Origin of the sequence: Paenibacillus xylanilyticus, from assembly GCF_047246825.1 — a bacterium.
Lineage (GTDB): Bacteria > Bacillota > Bacilli > Paenibacillales > Paenibacillaceae > Paenibacillus > Paenibacillus xylanilyticus_B.
Map to the genome: position 1 here is coordinate 2203731 of NZ_JBFOLB010000001.1, position 17328 is coordinate 2221058.

The 17328-nt window shown below is 47.6% G+C and carries 12 protein-coding genes and 2 tRNA genes; 1 reads left to right on the forward strand and 13 read right to left on the reverse strand.

The window, feature by feature from the left end; genetic code table 11:
• Positions 1 to 360: 360 nt before the first annotated feature.
• The 12 genes from abc-f to leuB all read right to left on the reverse strand — a co-directional run bounded on the left by abc-f (position 361) and on the right by leuB (position 14385).
• Entirely contained in the window at positions 361 to 2256 is a 1896-nt protein-coding gene (gene abc-f, locus AB3N00_RS09565) for a ribosomal protection-like ABC-F family protein (protein ID WP_413034319.1), read from the reverse strand.
• Positions 2257 to 2803: 547 nt separating this feature from the next.
• Positions 2804 to 2874: transfer RNA gene (locus AB3N00_RS09570), tRNA-Gly, on the reverse strand.
• Positions 2875 to 2885: 11 nt separating this feature from the next.
• A tRNA-Pro gene (locus AB3N00_RS09575) sits at positions 2886 to 2959 on the reverse strand.
• Positions 2960 to 3096: 137 nt separating this feature from the next.
• On the reverse strand, positions 3097 to 5223 hold the full coding sequence (locus tag AB3N00_RS09580; protein WP_413034320.1) for an EAL domain-containing protein: 2127 nt from the start codon (positions 5221 to 5223) through the stop codon (positions 3097 to 3099).
• 361 nt (positions 5224 to 5584) lie between these two features.
• A complete protein-coding gene (locus AB3N00_RS09585) occupies positions 5585 to 6541 on the reverse strand; it encodes an aldolase catalytic domain-containing protein (protein WP_175399504.1) in 957 nt (318 codons plus the stop codon).
• Between the two features lie 90 nt (positions 6542 to 6631).
• Positions 6632 to 7939, reverse strand: coding sequence for a hypothetical protein (locus AB3N00_RS09590; RefSeq protein WP_413034321.1), 1308 nt, complete (start codon positions 7937 to 7939; stop codon positions 6632 to 6634).
• A complete protein-coding gene (locus tag AB3N00_RS09595) occupies positions 7936 to 9060 on the reverse strand; it encodes a DUF58 domain-containing protein (protein ID WP_413034322.1) in 1125 nt (374 codons plus the stop codon). Before AB3N00_RS09595 ends, AB3N00_RS09590 begins: the two co-directional genes overlap by 4 nt.
• Before the next feature lie 2 nt (positions 9061 to 9062).
• Positions 9063 to 10031 carry an AAA family ATPase gene (locus AB3N00_RS09600; RefSeq protein ID WP_413034323.1) on the reverse strand — a complete coding sequence of 323 codons (969 nt, stop codon included), beginning with the start codon at positions 10029 to 10031 and terminating at the stop codon, positions 9063 to 9065.
• 122 nt (positions 10032 to 10153) lie between these two features.
• Positions 10154 to 11257: an ATP-binding protein gene (locus tag AB3N00_RS09605; RefSeq protein ID WP_413034324.1), complete on the reverse strand. Its 1104-nt coding sequence runs from the start codon at positions 11255 to 11257 to the stop codon at positions 10154 to 10156.
• Positions 11258 to 11708: 451 nt separating this feature from the next.
• Positions 11709 to 12125 (reverse strand): hypothetical protein, encoded by a 417-nt coding sequence (locus tag AB3N00_RS09610; RefSeq protein WP_024628323.1) that lies wholly within the window; start codon positions 12123 to 12125, stop codon positions 11709 to 11711.
• Between the two features lie 361 nt (positions 12126 to 12486).
• Positions 12487 to 13026 carry a peroxiredoxin gene (locus tag AB3N00_RS09615; RefSeq protein ID WP_062320195.1) on the reverse strand — a complete coding sequence of 180 codons (540 nt, stop codon included), beginning with the start codon at positions 13024 to 13026 and terminating at the stop codon, positions 12487 to 12489.
• A 273-nt stretch (positions 13027 to 13299) separates the two neighbouring features.
• Positions 13300 to 14385 (reverse strand): 3-isopropylmalate dehydrogenase, encoded by a 1086-nt coding sequence (gene leuB, locus AB3N00_RS09620; RefSeq protein WP_413034325.1) that lies wholly within the window; start codon positions 14383 to 14385, stop codon positions 13300 to 13302.
• Positions 14386 to 14599: 214 nt separating this feature from the next.
• On the opposite strand from leuB, the gene AB3N00_RS09625 reads away from it, so the two are divergent.
• A complete protein-coding gene (locus tag AB3N00_RS09625; protein WP_413034326.1) occupies positions 14600 to 15580 on the forward strand; it encodes an aldo/keto reductase in 981 nt (326 codons plus the stop codon).
• Positions 15581 to 15749: 169 nt separating this feature from the next.
• Here the strand turns inward: AB3N00_RS09625 and AB3N00_RS09630 are convergent, their stop codons facing one another.
• Positions 15750 to 17291, reverse strand: coding sequence for a 2-isopropylmalate synthase (locus AB3N00_RS09630; RefSeq protein WP_413034327.1), 1542 nt, complete (start codon positions 17289 to 17291; stop codon positions 15750 to 15752).
• Positions 17292 to 17328: the final 37 nt, after the last annotated feature.

Sequence of the window (17328 nt, forward strand, 5' to 3'; positions counted from 1 at the left end):
AAGGGACGAAAAGACCGTGGTACCACCCTTGTTAGACATCCGGCGCTGCCTGGCCCTTCCGGCCTGCAACACGTCTGTCTCACTCTGTACGGAATAACGACCGTTAACCGTTTGCCCCTACTGCTGACACTCTGCAAATGAATGCAAAGCCAAGTTCAGGGAACCGCTTCGGAGTGAATTTCGGCAGCCTTGTTCTACAGAAACGCTCTCAATCTACGGCGCTTCCTCCCTGTCCAGAGGCACTGCTTACTTGTCTCCATCATCACGTTTGTTGATTAGTCAAACCTGTATCGATGTAATTATCGATGATCGTCCATAATTATATGCAAATTCAATCGAAATAGCAAGCCGGTCATCCATCTAATTTTCGGTCGCAGCCTTCTTCTTCAGCTGTTCTAACCGCTTTTGAATTTCCCGGATCTCGGCTGCTTCAGCTGCTCGTTCCTCATCAGCTCCTGGATGTGAAAATACACCTTTACCCGCATCACTCATCGGAGACAGCAACTCGGACAACCGCAATTCCAGCCGTAATCGTTCATCGTCCGAGTCCCGCTGGTCGAGCGCAGAATTTCGAAGTTTTCTTGACTGTTCCCAATCTTCAACTCCTCCTTCGAATACCGCAACCCTACCTCCCGGTTCCAGGTCAACCAAACGGTTAGCCAGCATCTTGGTCAACATTCGATCATGGGATACAAGCACCAATGCGCCCGAAGCCTGCTTTAATACATTTTCCATGACTTCCTGGGTATCGATATCCAGATAGTTCGTTGGTTCATCCAACACCAGCAAGTTGGCACCGCCAAAGTATAGTCTTAGAAACGCCACTCTGCATTTCTCTCCCATACTCAGGTCCCCGATGCGCTTGAATACATCTTCTCTGGTAAACAGAAAACATCCCAGAATGGTTCGTGCTGAGCTCTGGGTCATGGACGGAAGACTGAGTAAACTGTCCAGCAGGGTCAGATTCTCGGGAAGTCCCTCGAGCTCTTGTGAAAAATATCCGATCTTCAGCTGTGGGTGCCGTGTCACCTTACCGTGCTCCGGTTCCAGCTCCCCGATCATCAATTTAAGCAGGGTCGTCTTGCCCGTACCATTTGGCCCACGTACGGCAAGCCGATCACCACGCTCGACAGCCATTCCCAGATCGTGAAATAATGGCTTTCCTCCCGGATAAGCAAAACTGACTTCGCTCAGTCCAAGTAGCTGGCGTGCCGCCAGCGTGTTGACTTGCAGTTCCATGTTTAATTTTGCTGCTTCACGAGGTTTATCTACCCGCTCATTCTCCAGGCGTTCCAACTGCTTCTGTTTTGCATGGTAACGCGAGATGTTTTTGTTGGCTTTGGCTTTGTAAAAGCTCTGGGTGATCTTAACCTCCACATCCGTTGCTGAATTGTGGGCCTTATGGAACCATTGCTGATAATTGCGAATGGTCTCTTCAAGCGCTTTGCGCTCCAGTTCCTGTTTGCGGTAAAGGGTTTCCTGCTCACGCCGCTCCCTCTCCTTGTGAACTTTGTAGTCAGAGTACCCGCCTTTATATTTGGTCAGCGCTTGTGGGCTGAACTCAACGACGCCTGTTGCTACCTGATCAATAAAGGTTCGGTCATGTGAAACAAAGAGCAGTGTGCCTGTGTAGTTAGTTAGCCATTCTTCGAGCCAGCGCATGCTGTCTTCATCCAGATGATTCGTCGGTTCATCCAAAATCAGAAATTTGGGCTTGCTGACCAGTAGTCCTGCCAGCCTCGCCTTGGTTTTTTGTCCACCACTCAAGGATTGATAGGGTCTGTTCCAAAATTCCGAGCTTAACCCAAGACGGGTCAATACCTTTTCCACCTCGGTCTCCCACATGTATCCGTTCAGCTGCTCATATTGCTCTATGGCTATGGTATAGGCTTCAAGCAGCTGCGGCTCCTCATCACTCCCACTCATGCCCATTCGCCGTTCCAGTTCTTCCAACTCACGTTTCACTTCATACATCCGGCCACTTTCCTTCCGTACAGCATCCAGCACCTTCATTCCGGGTTCAATTAGGGAGCGCTGACGCATGAATCCCCATTCCTGCTGCGGAATATGGCGCTCAATGCGTCCACCACCCTCCTCTTCTCCTAGAATGATACGTAACAATGTCGTTTTTCCGCATCCATTGCGACCCAGAATGGCAAGCCGCTCACCTTCGTTGATCTCCATATTCAATCCTGCAAACAATTCCATCCCGTTCCACTCTTTTGATACTTCATGTAGGCGCACCAATGTCATCATAAGACCTCATCCTTCCTGCGTTAAAATCGAATACATCCCCAACAATGATGTGAAATTCTGTCGTTAATCTCGGTCACTATTGGAGCTGCCACGGTTCACAGGAAATTCATAACGAATATTTCCTGAACAAAAAAACCGCTGGCATCGGCCGGCGGTCTGGCAATTCAGGTTTGGATCAAGCGTCAAAAAACAAGCATAAGGCACCCAGGCATGAAGAAATATACCCCTAAACAAGGTAAACGCAAACCATAACAAACACACACCTGATCCCATTGCTGAATTTGGACACACGAATCCCCTCATTGCTCAGCCGCTCCGGCTGACTGCGTCATACACGCTCTGCAGTTACTGGGGTTCAATTCATGTGTCTTACTTCATGGGACGTGTGGTTACCTCTCATTCATGTATAGTATCCATTCTTCATTATTGTACCAGAAGATGGATTAAATGCAAAGGTTTGAGTGGTTTAAGACATTGTGAGGATTCCACTTTCCGGACAAAAAGAAACCCCCTTGCGATTAACAAGGGGGTTTCTTAAATGAAGTTAAGCGGGTGATGGGAATCGAACCCACGCTATTAGCTTGGAAGGCTAAAGTTCTACCATTGAACTACACCCGCACAATTGACGATCGGGACGACACGATTTGAACATGCGACCCCCTGGTCCCAAACCAGGTGCTCTACCAAGCTGAGCTACGTCCCGTTAAGTTCCTAGGAATCTTAACATGGTTTTTACAAAAACTAATATAACATGTTCCTCCAATCCTTGCAAGTTCCATTTACCACTTTTTCCTTCGTACATAAAAAAAGACAGAAGCGATCCACGCCCCTGCCTGATGTTTATCCTGTAGGTTTATCCACATCTCGTAAAAACTGCTTCTCAAAATCGGCTGCAACGATCGGTTTACTGAAAAAGTAGCCTTGTGCTTCATGGCAATGCTGATCACGAAGGAAAAGGAGTTGTGCCTCGTTCTCCACCCCTTCGGCCGTCACCTTCAATTGCAGGTGATGCGCCATGGATGTAATGGTAGATACAATCGCCGCATTGTTGCGATCTTCCATGACTTCATTGACGAATGAGCGATCAATTTTGAGCCGGTCAATCGGCAGATCCTTCAGATAATGCAGTGAGCTGTACCCTGTTCCAAAATCATCAATACTGATATGAACACCAATTTCTTTAATTTTGCGCAGCTGCTCAAACGCACGATCTTTATCAAATGTCATGCTCTCGGTAATCTCGAGTTCAAGCCAAGAAGGCTCCAATCCGGTTTCCCTTAGAATACCACTGATGTTGTCCAGCAAATGGGAATGTCTGAATTGTCTCATTGAGAGATTGACTGATACACATAGCTTGCGATACCCAGCTTCCTGCCACAGCTTGTTCTGTGCACATGCCTCCCGAAGCACCCACTCACCCAGCGGCACGATCAACCCACTTTCTTCTGCCAGAGGAATGAACTCTGCCGGGGATATCGATCCACGTTGCGGATGCTGCCAGCGTACCAACGCCTCCATACCTACAATCATTCCACTTGCGAGATTAATCTGTGGCTGATATACAAGGTAGAACTGGCCCCGATCCAGCGCCTTGCGCAGATCATTCTCCAGCTGCAGGCGTTCCTGTGCCTTCATCTGCATTGCATGGGCATACCGATTCAGCTCAATGCCCTGTTCCTTGGCATTATGCAGGGCTGTATCCGCATTTTGAATAATTTCCTCCGGTGATCCCCCGTCATGGGGATATATGGCCATGCCTATGCCAAGCGTAATATGATAGTCATTGCCATCGACCATAACGGGCTTTTCAAACAGCTGCAAAATTGATCTTGTTCGGCGCAGTGCATTTTCTGTTGTCCAGAAGTCCGTCATCGTGACCACAAACTCGTCCCGTCCAAAACCATACACTTCCTCGCCCGGCAGAGACGAATGCTTGAGGCGCTGCCCCACTTGACGGAGGACACGGTTGGCTGCTTGCTGACCAAGAGAATCGTTAATCATTTTGAAGCGGTTAATATTCAGTACAAGCACACCCACTAGCTGTTCCTGCTCCACTGCATCGTCCAGTAACGTTCTCAATCTTTGGGAGAGGCGGCGACGATTCGGCAGACCTGTCACATCATCATGATGAGCAATATACTTCATTTTGGCTTCAGCGGCCTGCTGTTTCAGGAACGGTGTATCCACGGCCGTTGTGTAAAGTCCTTTTTGTATAAAAAAGTAACCCATGCAGTTCATACACATTGCAAACAACAGATTCAGGTCGTTCACTTCCGCAGCAGAGACCAGGTAGCATTCTCCGTAGAAAAAACACAGGGCTCCGCACAGGATAAAGGGAAGATCCCCGTCCTTGCCCTTCTTCCATTTCAGAAACAACACAACCGCAGTAATGCCGTACAGAAGTCCTGTCAAAAAGTGAATTCTCGTAAACGTTCCGCTGAGCAGACCTTCCTGGGTTAGCTTCGGCACCCAGCTCCATTCCTGGACACCCAATGTGTATAATATGACAAACGTACCCAACGTTCCGCTGAATAGTATAAATTTACGTGGTAACGCAATTTCTTTTTCTCTCACTACATAAATGAGCAGTAATCCGGCTGTACAAACCACAGAGCCAAGGGTCATCATTTTCAACGAGAACTCTGATTCCATCATCGCTCCGCTCGGCACCTCTTCTGCATATGAAACGATATGAATCAATTCAAACAGACCTATTAATAAAAAGAGTGTTGTGATCAGGACCCTGCGCAGGGTAAGCTTCTGGGTCTGGAACAACCAGCTTTGGTTGTAAATGCCGATACAGGCTGCTGCTGCAATGAATCCACCCAATAGCGTCAGAACCGGGTATCCGGATATGATTAGATCAGAGCTTGCAGAGGAACGATACCATTGACTTGCCAGGAAACACAATAAGCCGCCTAGCGCGACCCAGATTACTTTTCTCTGATCTTGCGAATTTGCCTTCATGCCGTGTTTTTCCTTCCCGGGATCACCTATCCTGAATAAACCTTTAGCCAATGTTGTGACGTTCAGGCTTGAAAACTTTCATTGTTACACCATTCGACAATAAATATTTACCAACGTTCAATTCACATGCGAATACATGCTATCTGGTACATAATAACATTTAATTCTGCGGACGTGAACTACAAATTTAGTTTAAAATAGGAATATGTATTCATATCTATGCAGGAAAACAAGGTACTAAGAACTAAAAAAACATGAATCTCCAATTGGAGTCCATGTTTTTTTAGTTTACAACTTTATTTCAGACCATTTTGCTAATGGTTCAGAACAGCGGCAGTCAATTGTGAATATTTGACCGCAATTATTTATCGAAATTCACTTCAGGCGTTGTCAGCTTGTCGTAGAAATCCACAACGTTATCCTTCTCCGATGACGAACGCAGCGCCATTGCCGAACGAGGATGCTCGTCCAGTGCACCGGTAATCATGTATGGCAGAATGTAACCCCATTCTTCTTTTTCACGCAGAGGAACCATCAATTGTTCCAAAACGCCCAGTACCGGACGCAGATTGTATTTCGTTCCCTTCAGATGCGCAACAAGAAGTTCTGTTGGGCAGTTACCGGCTGCACGGCCCATACCATACACAGAGGCATCCAGCAGTTCAACGCCGAGCTCAGCAGCCACAAGAGTGTTGGAGAACGCAAGCTGCATGTTATTGTGAGTATGCACACCAAGACGTTTGTTTGGCAAATGGGTTTTAAATTTCTCTACAAGATATTTCACATCGTTATGGTCAAGGCTTCCGTAGGAGTCAACAATGTACACAACGTCTACCGAGCTATCTTTGATCAATTCAAAAGCTTCGAGCAGCTCGTTTTCCATAACATTGGACAATGCCATGATGTTGAGAGTCGTTTCATATCCACGATCGTGGAACGTTTGAACAAGCGCAAGCGCCTTGTCTACATCTTTGCTGTAGCAGGCTACACGAATCAGATCCAGCATGCTCTCGCTGCGTGGCAAAATATCATTCTCGTCCACACGTCCAACGTCAACCAGAGCAGACAATTTGGTATTTCCTTTTTGCGGGATCACTTTGCGCAGGAAATCATCATTCAGGAAACGCCAAGGTCCTGCCTCTTCGGCACCTTTCAGCAGTTTCGGCGAGTTTTTATAGCCAATTTCCATATAATCAACGCCTGCCTCATTCAATCCAGCGTACAGCTGTTGAACGAAGTCCACGCTAAAGTCCCAATTATTTACCAATCCGCCATCACGAATGGTGCAATCTACAATCTTGCAATGATTTGTCTTCATTTGTCTGCTCCTTTTCTGACCAACTTGTGTATTCCTCTCATGATACTTGAACGTGACAAGAAAAGTAAAGGGATAAACACGTTATTGGGTCTATTGGGACTTCCAGATTCGATCCATCTCGCCCATCTCGGAAGGGTCCGGAACTTTTTTTCCATAGCGTACTGCGTTATAGGCACCAGGCAACACCTCTGAGAGTTTCTGTTCCTCTTGCTTGCCTGATGAGCGCTTATGATGAAGGATAGCCTCTGCTGCTTCCAGCGGAGTCTGCGCGCCTTCGATTTCCACGCCTCGACGTTTGGCACTATCGATCCATTTCCTGTAATAGTAACGTACACGCTCGGCTTCCTCTGATGGGGGTAATTCTTTTTTTCGAAACCATGGTTTTCGTTCTCTCACAGGCGTTTCCAGTGTTTCACTAATATCGATGTATTCGGTCCGCGGTTCGGCACTCCGTTCCTTGGGTTCCATCATCCCCTTCAATCGGTCCATAAGACGATCTATCACCTTCCGTCCCAATTTGAAGATAAGCCATAGAATCAGGGCAGCAGATGCTCCAAGGACGACCCAACCCAGTATGTCCCAGAAAACAGATGGTTCTGACGGTTCCTCCACTCCGCCCGGAAGCATTGACGGGTCCATAGTAGGGGTAGGTGTAATGGGCAGCTCCTGATTGGGAGATGAGCCTATTAACCCCCTGATCCATGCGAGCAGACGATCCCGTAGAGGAGCCAGCCATGCGGCAAGACTGGGAAATGCTCCAATTCCCGTAATGATAATCAACATCCATATCAACCGCTGATGATTCGATCTGGCAAACTCCCGAAGCACCATTCTTTTGCTGCCATCGTTTAGTACAGCCCTGTCCAGCTGCGAGCTGTACACGACCAGCAAACAGCCCACAAAGCTGATTAGACCTGATACGTATAACGTTCCCACATACGGCTGTAGCGGGTAAAGAGGTTCCAGCCAGCGTGAGAAACTACTCAGTATAATGGAACCAACCACACCGAAAATCTGCCATCTCCACATCAAGGTGGAGCGAAGTGTCGGTTCGGGCGCCAAACCTATATAGGCTGATATGATTCCCCATATAAGACCTGTGAACAACTCCGGCAATGAAAGTCCGGCTGCCAAAGTTAATACCAAAGCGAAAAGTGCTCCCAAAAGCAGAGCTGCACCTAACCGAATCCAGGTATTCATTCCCAATCGCTGAAACTTTTGCTTCAGTACCACACTTAACCCGCTTGCTAAAACATAAATGATCATTAATGTGTATGGCAGATAACCGGTTGCATAGAGCGAGGTCAGGGTTAGCAGCGGATACATATAAATGCCTGTCAGTAGGGCTGCTAACAAAGGTATTCCGAGTCTGGATCTGCTCGAAGTCGGTTCACTCATGCACTCACCGCCTTGTTGTTCTTCGCACCGCTTTGTTCACGCTCTACAGGAAGAACAGTTACCCGATGACCTTGCTCATGTAGGCGAGCAATCTCATGCTCCATCGCAGAAGAAACATAGGATGTGATTAAAAGATAACTTTGAACTTGCTGAGCTTCCTCATTGCGCTCCACTTCAGCATGCAGAAATTGCTCCATGGGAACCATGCATTTCAACTCTGTCTCCGCCATCGCTTCCAGCAGCAGCTCCAGATGTGGGCTGCCATAATCGGGCTCAATCCGAAGCGGATCACGCCCTCCGTTTACCCGATAGCCATTATGGGCAAAACCTGCAGGTAGCCCTCTGCCGATCGCATCCACCGCAGCTGTTGCAGCATATCGCAATGCACGTTCAATTGTCTCAGGCCGGGTCACCACGCTCCACATATCCGCTGATTCCTGAATGTTTACAATAATCCAGGACTGTGGATCAGCAGTCCATCCCTGCTTGTATACCTGCAGCTCACCTGTTCGTGCGCTCGCTTTCCAATGAATACGATTCATGGGGTCTCCTGCACCGTAGGGACGGACACCCAGAATGAGAAATGGATCTTCCACGATCCAGCGTGACACTTCAACTTCACCTTGCCACACCTGATAGATGGCAGGCAGTTCCTCTGCATGGACCAGTGAAGGGTATACGATCATGGACAGATGAACAGGGATGGGTTTCGAAGTGCGCCAAATGCCGAACAGATCTCCACCGGTCATTGTCACCGTGTTCAGAGTATATATACCGCGTTGAGTGCACACAAAGGGATGTTTGCGTGTGATACGCGTAAACGGTTTTAATGTAAAGATACTTTTATGATTCTGATAAATGTCGCCTTGACTGATATCCATGCCTGAACTGCTGCGAAATACAAAAGAGCCAGGCATCATCGCCTCAAGTCTCAGCCAGTGAACCGAAACCCGCTTCTCATTGGCAATCGTCTCCACCATCTCCAGCTCATCCCCTGCATAACAGCGAAGTTTGCTGAATTCACGTGTATACTTCAGTTTTCGCAATGCCGGACGTCCAAACCATATGCCTTGTAAGCCAATGACAATGCTCCCGACAACGACAAGCCATAACAATGCCATACTTACCGTCCACTGGCGGTGCCAATGTTCTCCGTAGGCACTTCAGCCTGGCTCAGAATCTCCTGAATCATTCGCTCAGCCATACCCTCCTGCTGTCGTACCCTGTTACGGAATACTAGCCGGTGAGCCAACACAGGCTCAGCAAGCACCTTGATATCATCAGGCAGAATGTAGTCTCTGCCATGCAGCGCTGCCCATGCCTGACTTGCCTTCAGCAGGGCTTGGGCTCCCCTTGGGCTAACGCCAAGCGATAGCTCGGGGTGTCGGCGTGTCTCTTCCGTGAGACGGATGATATATTTTAGCAGGTCTTCTTCGACCTGAACAGACTGGTATGTACGCTGTGCTTCCAGCAATTTTTCGCGACTTATAATTGATGTAAGATCGGCGACCGATCGACCGGCGACAGTACGTCTCAAAATTTCTACACTTTCATCACTGCTCGGATACCCCATCCGAATTTTCATCATAAATCGATCCATTTGTGCCTCAGGCAGCGGGAAGGTCCCCTGGTTGTCAATCGGGTTCTGGGTTGCTATGACGATAAATGGCCGCTCCAGCTGTCTCGTTGAACCATCGATACTGATCTGCCGCTCTTCCATGCATTCCAGCAAGCTTGATTGGGTACGAGGTGTAGCGCGATTGATCTCGTCGGCCAGCACCAGGTTCGCAAATAACGGACCGGGTCTGAACTCGAAATCCCCGGCTTTTTGATTGTAAAAGTGAATCCCAGTTAAATCTGACGGCAACAAGTCAGGAGTGAATTGTATGCGTTGAAACGTGCAATCCAGAGATGAGGCGACCGATTTCGCCAGCATCGTTTTGCCCGTACCCGGCACATCCTCAAGCAGAACGTGTCCTGATGCAATAATGGCTGTCATGATCAGCTCTATGGTTCGTTCCTTGCCTACAATAATTTGACCCACGTGCTCTGTCAGATGCTTGTTCATCTGTTCCATTCCCTGAATATCCATAATGACCTTCCTTTCACAGCTATGATTATGTATCCGCATTCATCCTAACTATAACCCGAATTGTTCGCAAAAAAAACAAAAGGAATCGACGAACGCGTCGATTCCTTTCCAATGTCCTGCAGTTACACCAATGGGAGCATAATCATAAACCGTGTTCCTTCACCCTTTTTACTATCAACAGAGATTGTACCCCCATGGTTTTTGATAATCCGATAACTTACAGAGAGTCCAAGGCCTGTCCCGCTCTCTTTGGTCGTAAAGAATGGATCAAACAGGCGTACAAGCGTGTTGTGGTCCATACCCTGACCATTATCCGCAATGGAAATCTGCACATACCTGTTCTCGGTTCCAGTTGAAATTCGAATTAGGCCTGTATGTTCTTCACCAACGTCCTCGATGGCATCCATCGCATTTTTTACCATATTCAAAATAACCTGCTTAATCTGTTTGACATCGATGGAGACATTCATCGGCGAGTCCGCTTCATCGAGCGTAATCTCGCAACCTTTCATCAAGCCTTCGCTTTCCGTCAGCAGGACCACTTCTTTGAGCAGAGAGTCTACAGACATAATCGTCTTCTGCGGTGCTGACGGTTTGGATGAGTTTAGAAATTCATAAATAATGTCGTTCGCCCTGTCAATCTCCGTCAATATGATCCTGGCGTACTCATCTTTACCCAATTGCAGCAAATGGGGGCGCAGCAGCTGTATAAACCCGCGGATCGCTGTCAAAGGATTGCGAATCTCATGAGCAATGGATGCCGAAATGCGCCCAAGCATGGCAAGTTTGTCATTTTGATAAGCGGTCTGTTCAATTTGTTTATAATCGGATACATCCTTGACACTGAACAAAAAATCTCCATCCATCTGATCTCCGTACGTAACCGTGACCAGCCAGTGTCTGCCATACTCGTCAATCAATTCATGATAGCGCTTACGGTGGAAAATGGTTTCCCGATAGATGCGTAAAATTTTCTTTTTCTTGAATCGGCTCATCTGGGGATGATGCAGCATTTGCATCAGGGTGCAGCCGCTCAACAGACTTCGGGGAAGCTCCAACAATTTTGCCATTTGAACGTTAATAAACGTCAATACACCGTTGCTGTCAAACAACATAATACCGCTATCCAAATGTTCCAGAACATTTTCATATTTGTTGTTATCGAGATGTACAGGCGGGAATCCGTTCGTTGGGTGAGGCACTGTGTCCTGAAATTCACTAATCATGTCAGGTTCCTCCTTTTCACGTAAATGATAAACTTGCCATTCGGACATCATATCATCACAGAAACAGGAAGGGCCGATTTTATTTTTCATTACCGGTGCCCTTTCATTGGGGGGCTGAGCCGCCGAAAATATGGATGGCACGTCCGGAACCCTAGCTGGTCTTTTCCCGGTAACCAACAGTTGATCCGGAAAATAATATACGTTTGTTCCATTCTAACCTATCTCCTATTCCCAAACACGAACACTTTTTTGCTCCGCCTCTTTTGCAAGTCTGTTTTTATCATAGACAAGTTTATAGAAGAGAGTCAATCGGAGAAAGTGTCGAATGGAAATTATTTTAAGAAAAACCTCGAAATAGCGTTTTCGAAAACACAAAAACGAAGCCTTTTCGCTTAAATTGCGAATCAGCTCCGTTCGTATCAGATCACGATCTATATCATGCATATTACATCTATAGCCCGCTTTTGTTATGCTGAATTTTAAGTCTGCGCTGGCTCATCACGGCTAATCGGCGTTTGAGTTCGCTCTCCCATTTCTCATCCTTCATTTCCTTGGCAAGCCTTAGAAGGTCCAAGGACATGTCGATCTGTCGCTGCACGATGACCATTGCATCCTCGCTCTCGCGGTTTACGCAATTTTCGAAGATTGCATCTTCATCCTCAGTCACATAATCCTGAAAATCAATCTCGGAAGCACCGTCACCATGCGCATATTCAGCCAAAATTTCATATTCATTTTCCACTTTGTAATGCACTTCTACCCGGTGACATACCGGACAAAACAGCAGGGGAACATTATGAACCTGGGTGCGGTAATGCTTCAGCGTGCCCTTCGTTCCCACCATACTTGCCCCACAACAGTAACTCATTTTTGTTCACCCTCCTTATTACGTGTCGGGATCTTATATTAGAAACGGCTCTCCCGTACACTTGCACCTTTTCTGAAAAGGAAATCGTTCCATCAGTGTGTCACATTCATCAAAATATTATCATTGCCATGCCCCAAAATATTTACGGGGTTTCCATACCCTATTCGCCTTCAGGCTCTTCAATTCCTCTTTCGAGAGATGTAAAAAACCTCTTATTCCTATAATACATCATTAACACGATTCTTACCCTGTCTAAACACCCCTGTACAACCTCATTTTATATTTGGAAAAAAGGGTGCAAAAAGCCCTCAATCCCGAGAGGGATGAGGGCTTGAACAACAATCGTTCAAGTTAATCAGGCTTACAGGTTGCTGTCGCCTGGTTTCCAGTTCATTGCACACAATCCGCCGGATTGCAGAGCTTGCAGTACGCGAAGTGTTTCTTCAACACTGCGGCCTACATCATTGTGGTTAACTACTTGATATTTCAGTTCGCCTTCTGGATCGATGATGAACAGACCGCGCAATGCAACGCCTTCTTCTTCAATCAGAACGCCGTAATCCTTAGCAACTTGCTTCGTGATATCGGAAGCCAGTGGGAAGTTCAATTGACCCAGGCCATTGCTGTCTTTAGGTGTGTTGATCCAAGCTTTGTGGCTGTGTACGGAGTCAACGCTCACGCCAAGAATTTCAGTATCCAAAGCTTTGAATTGCTCGGAAGCATCGCTCAAAGCTGTAATTTCAGTTGGGCACACAAATGTGAAGTCCAAAGGATAAAAGAAGAATACGAGCCATTTGCCACGATAATCGGACAGTTTCACGGAACCAAAATCTTGTCCGTCTCCCGATACTGTTTCCATTGCGAAATCTGGTGCTGGTCTACCAACCAAACGTTCTGCCATAACTAAAAATTCCTCCTTTGGGATTATGTAAGCAACCCTATGGATTGCTCATCATCAAGAAAAACGCGGACGTTTTTCCTGTTATTAAAGTGTTTTGATACTTGGTAACAAGTACAAGTAAAATGTTATCATCCGGACTTCTCAAAGTCAAGATTATAAACGTTATTTTTTTATAATTATTATAAATAAGAAATTTTCGTGCCAAAAAGATAAAGGGACAGCCCTCTATCTTTCCTGCTGGAAAGCTAAGGGCTGCCTGATCATGATGTCTTATTATGCCTGTTTACGGATCGCTGCAACGATCAGATCGCCCATTTCCGTAGTGCTGATGGCTTTGCTCTTATCTACTGCAATGTCGCTCGTACGATGTCCGGCATTCAGTACCTCGGATACGGCTGCCTCGATGGCATCCGCGCCTTCGGCATAACCGAAGGTTGTACGGAACATGAGCGCTACAGACAAAATTGTTGCGATTGGGTTCGCCAATCCTTGACCGGCAATATCCGGCGCTGAACCATGTACTGGCTCATACAGTCCGAAGCTGCCTTCGCCCAGCGACGCAGAGGCCAGCATGCCAATCGAACCTGTCAGCATTGCTGCTTCATCACTGAGAATATCTCCAAACATATTTTCCGTTACGATAACGTCAAAGCTTGCTGGACGACGCAACAGCTGCATTGCACAGTTGTCTACGAGTACATGCTCCACTTCAACATCCGGATACTCCGGGGCTACCCGGTTAACCACTTCACGCCAGAGACGGGACGTTTCCAGGACGTTTGCTTTGTCCACAGAAGCCAGTTTTTTGCGGCGTCCTTGAGCAATCTCAAACGCCTGACGAACGATACGCTCCACTTCCGTTACATTATATACACAGGTGTCGACTGCTTCTTCACCCTGTGAGCCTTCACGTCTGAACTTCTCCCCGAAGTAAATACCTCCGGTCAGCTCTCGCACCACCATCAGATCTGTACCTTCCAGTACTTCAGGTTTCAAGGTGGATGCATCCTTCAGGCAATCAAATACAACAGCTGGGCGCAAGTTGGAGAACAATCCGAGCGCTTTGCGGATTCCCAGCAAGCCCGTTTCGGGACGAAGTTCCTTGCTGTTGTTGTCCCATTTTGGACCGCCAACGGCTCCGAGCAGTACTGCGTCTGCGCTTTTACATACGCTGAGCGTCTCCTCTGGAAGAGGTGTGCCTTTCTCGTCGATGGCAATTCCGCCAAACAGTGCATGTTCGGTTTCAAAACGATATCCAAACACTTCCTCCGTGCGTTTGAGTACTCTCTCTGCTTCTGCTACAACTTCCGGACCGATTCCGTCACCTGCGATGACTGCAATTTTTTTCACGTCTGTCATGGGTTGTCCAACTCCTTCATTCATCTCAATACGTACGTGTCATACTTAACTCTCTCTTTTGTATCATATTCAGTGGTCATTTGACCAAGATATACAATCTATGACTTTAATAGATTTTGCCTATAAGAGGGTTGGAGTCTGTTGTTCTGCTCGTCTGCGTGGGGTAAAATATAATTTGAAGTCAAATTCAGGTAACTCAGGAGGGATTGCAACCATGCAATACACGTACTTGGGAAAATCAGGTCTCAAAGTCAGCCGGATATGTCTCGGCACCATGAATTTTGGGCCTGCTACAGACGAAAAAGAAGCATTCCGCATTATGGATGCAGCATTGGATGCAGGCGTAAATTTTTTTGATACCGCTAACATTTACGGCTGGGGTGAGAATTCGGGCCTTACCGAGGAGATTATCGGACGCTGGTTTAGCCAGGGTGGCGGCAGACGTGAGAAAGTGGTGCTTGCGACCAAAGTATATGGCTCCATGCATGATGAAACGGATGGTCCCAACAACGATGCCGGCCTCTCAGCCTATAAAATCAGACGCCATCTGGAGGGTTCCCTTCGCCGCCTGCAGACAGATCATGTCGAGCTGTACCAGATGCACCATGTTGATCCGGCCATTTCCTGGGACGAGCTGTGGGGTGCATTTGAAAATGCTGTCCATCAAGGCAAAATTGGTTATGTAGGATCAAGCAACTTCGCTGCATGGCAGATTGCCATCGCTCAAAGTGAAGCCAAAAACCGCCATTTCCTCGGCCTGGTTTCCGAGCAGCATAAATACAGCCTCAACTGCCGTTTGCCTGAACTCGAAGTGCTGCCTGCAGCCAAAGAGCTGGGTCTAGGCGTGATTCCGTGGAGTCCACTTGATGGTGGCTTGCTGGGTCGCAATGCACTTCAGAAACTGGAAGGCACACGCAGTGGAGGCATCGCTGAGCATATTGAGCGTCATAAAACACAGCTTGAGGAATTTGCTGCACTGTGCCGTGATCTCGGCGAGCCACAGGATACCGTCGCTTTAGCCTGGGTTGCTGCCAATCCGGCAGTGACTGCCCCCATTATTGGGCCACGTACGCTGGAGCAGTTCGAAACTTCACTCAAATGTCTGGAAGTGACTTTGGATGAAGCTGTACTTAAACGTCTTGATGAGATTTTCCCTGGTCCCGGTGGACATGCGCCTAACGCGTATGCGTGGTAATTTGGTCTACCTGCAATCATTCGTAATCCATCCTAATTCATAAACCTGTTCACTTAAGGTTATAACAAAAAGTCTGACCCTTCCGTAATCGTTGAGGGTCAGACTTTTTAGATTGTGCATCGAACTGCTGCGCAGATATCAATGCATCCTATGCTTGCTGCAATAATTATTAGAGGTTCACGTTAACCCGATTGGTATATGTTTTGCGTTTCTCGATCAGCTGGTTAAGGCCGTCCACATACGCACGTGCACTTGCGCCCAAAATATCGGTGCTTACGCCGCGTCCCTGAACGGAAACCTGATTTTGGGTCAATACAACATGCACTTCACCGAGCGCATCTTTACCATGCGTAACCGATTTGATGGAGTAATCAGACAGTGTCACTTCTTCCCCGCTTACCTGGTCAATCGCATTGTAAATGGCATCTACGGAACCGTTTCCTTCCGCTTGCTTTTCAACCGTGCTGCCGTCAAGCGTAGCAATACGGACTTTGGCTGTCGGAGTCGATTCATCGCCATATGTCACGAAGATGGATTCCAGTTTGTACACCTCAGGTGCATCCTGCAATTTCTCTTCAATCACGGCCAGCAAATCCTCGTCAGTGACTTCTTTTTTCTTGTCAGCCAGATCCTTGAATTGGGCAAAAGCCCGATTCAGAGCTTCTTCTTCCAGTTCATATCCCAGTTCAATCAAACGTTCACGGAAAGCATGACGTCCGGAGTGTTTACCCAGTACGAGCTTGCTTTCCTTCAGACCAATGGTCTCTGGCGTCATGATCTCGTACGTTGTTTTCTCCTTCAGCATACCATCCTGATGAATACCGGATTCATGTGCGAATGCGTTTGCGCCGACAATGGCTTTGTTTCCAGGGACAACCATCCCTGTCAAACGGCTGACGAGCCGGCTGGTACGTGCAATTTCCGAGAGCTGCAGCGAAGTTTTCGCCTGGAAAAATTCCTGACGTGTCTCCAGTGCCATGGCAATCTCTTCGATTGCAGTGTTCCCTGCGCGTTCACCGATTCCGTTAATCGTACCTTCAATCTGATCGGCACCGTTCAGAATGGCAGCCAGTGTATTGGCTGTTGCCATCCCCAGGTCATTGTGGCAATGTGCGCTCAGCTGTACTTTTTCAATGCCGTGCACATTCTCTTTGAGATGTTTAAAAATGTTACCGTACTCGTATGGGCTCAGATATCCCACCGTATCCGGGATGTTGACAACCGATGCGCCTTCCTCTACGGCCATGTTTACCATCTCGACGAGGAAGTCATATTCGGTACGGCCTGCATCCTCCAGGGAGAATTCAATTTTGGAAAATGATTTCTTCGCATAACGAATGGCTGAACGAGCAGTATCCAGCACCTGCCCTTTGTCCATACGCAATTTATGTTGGCGGTGAATCGGTGAGGTTGCCAGAAAAACATGAATACACGGGTCCTGTGCACCTTTCAGCGCTTCTCTAACCGCATCAATATCCTGCTCTCTGGAGCGGGACAAGCCGATAACTGTAATATTTTTAACCGCTTTCGCTACTGCATTCACCGCTGCCAGGTCGCCTGGAGATGCTGCCGGAAAACCGGCTTCCATCCGGTCAATCCCAAGCCGCTCGAGCTGATGGGCAATTTCCACCTTTTCACGAGTGTTCAGATTGACTCCCGGCGATTGCTCACCATCACGCAGCGTTGTGTCAAATACATAGATTTTACGCACGCCTCGCACCTCCTAGACTGTAATGTATGATTGCCTC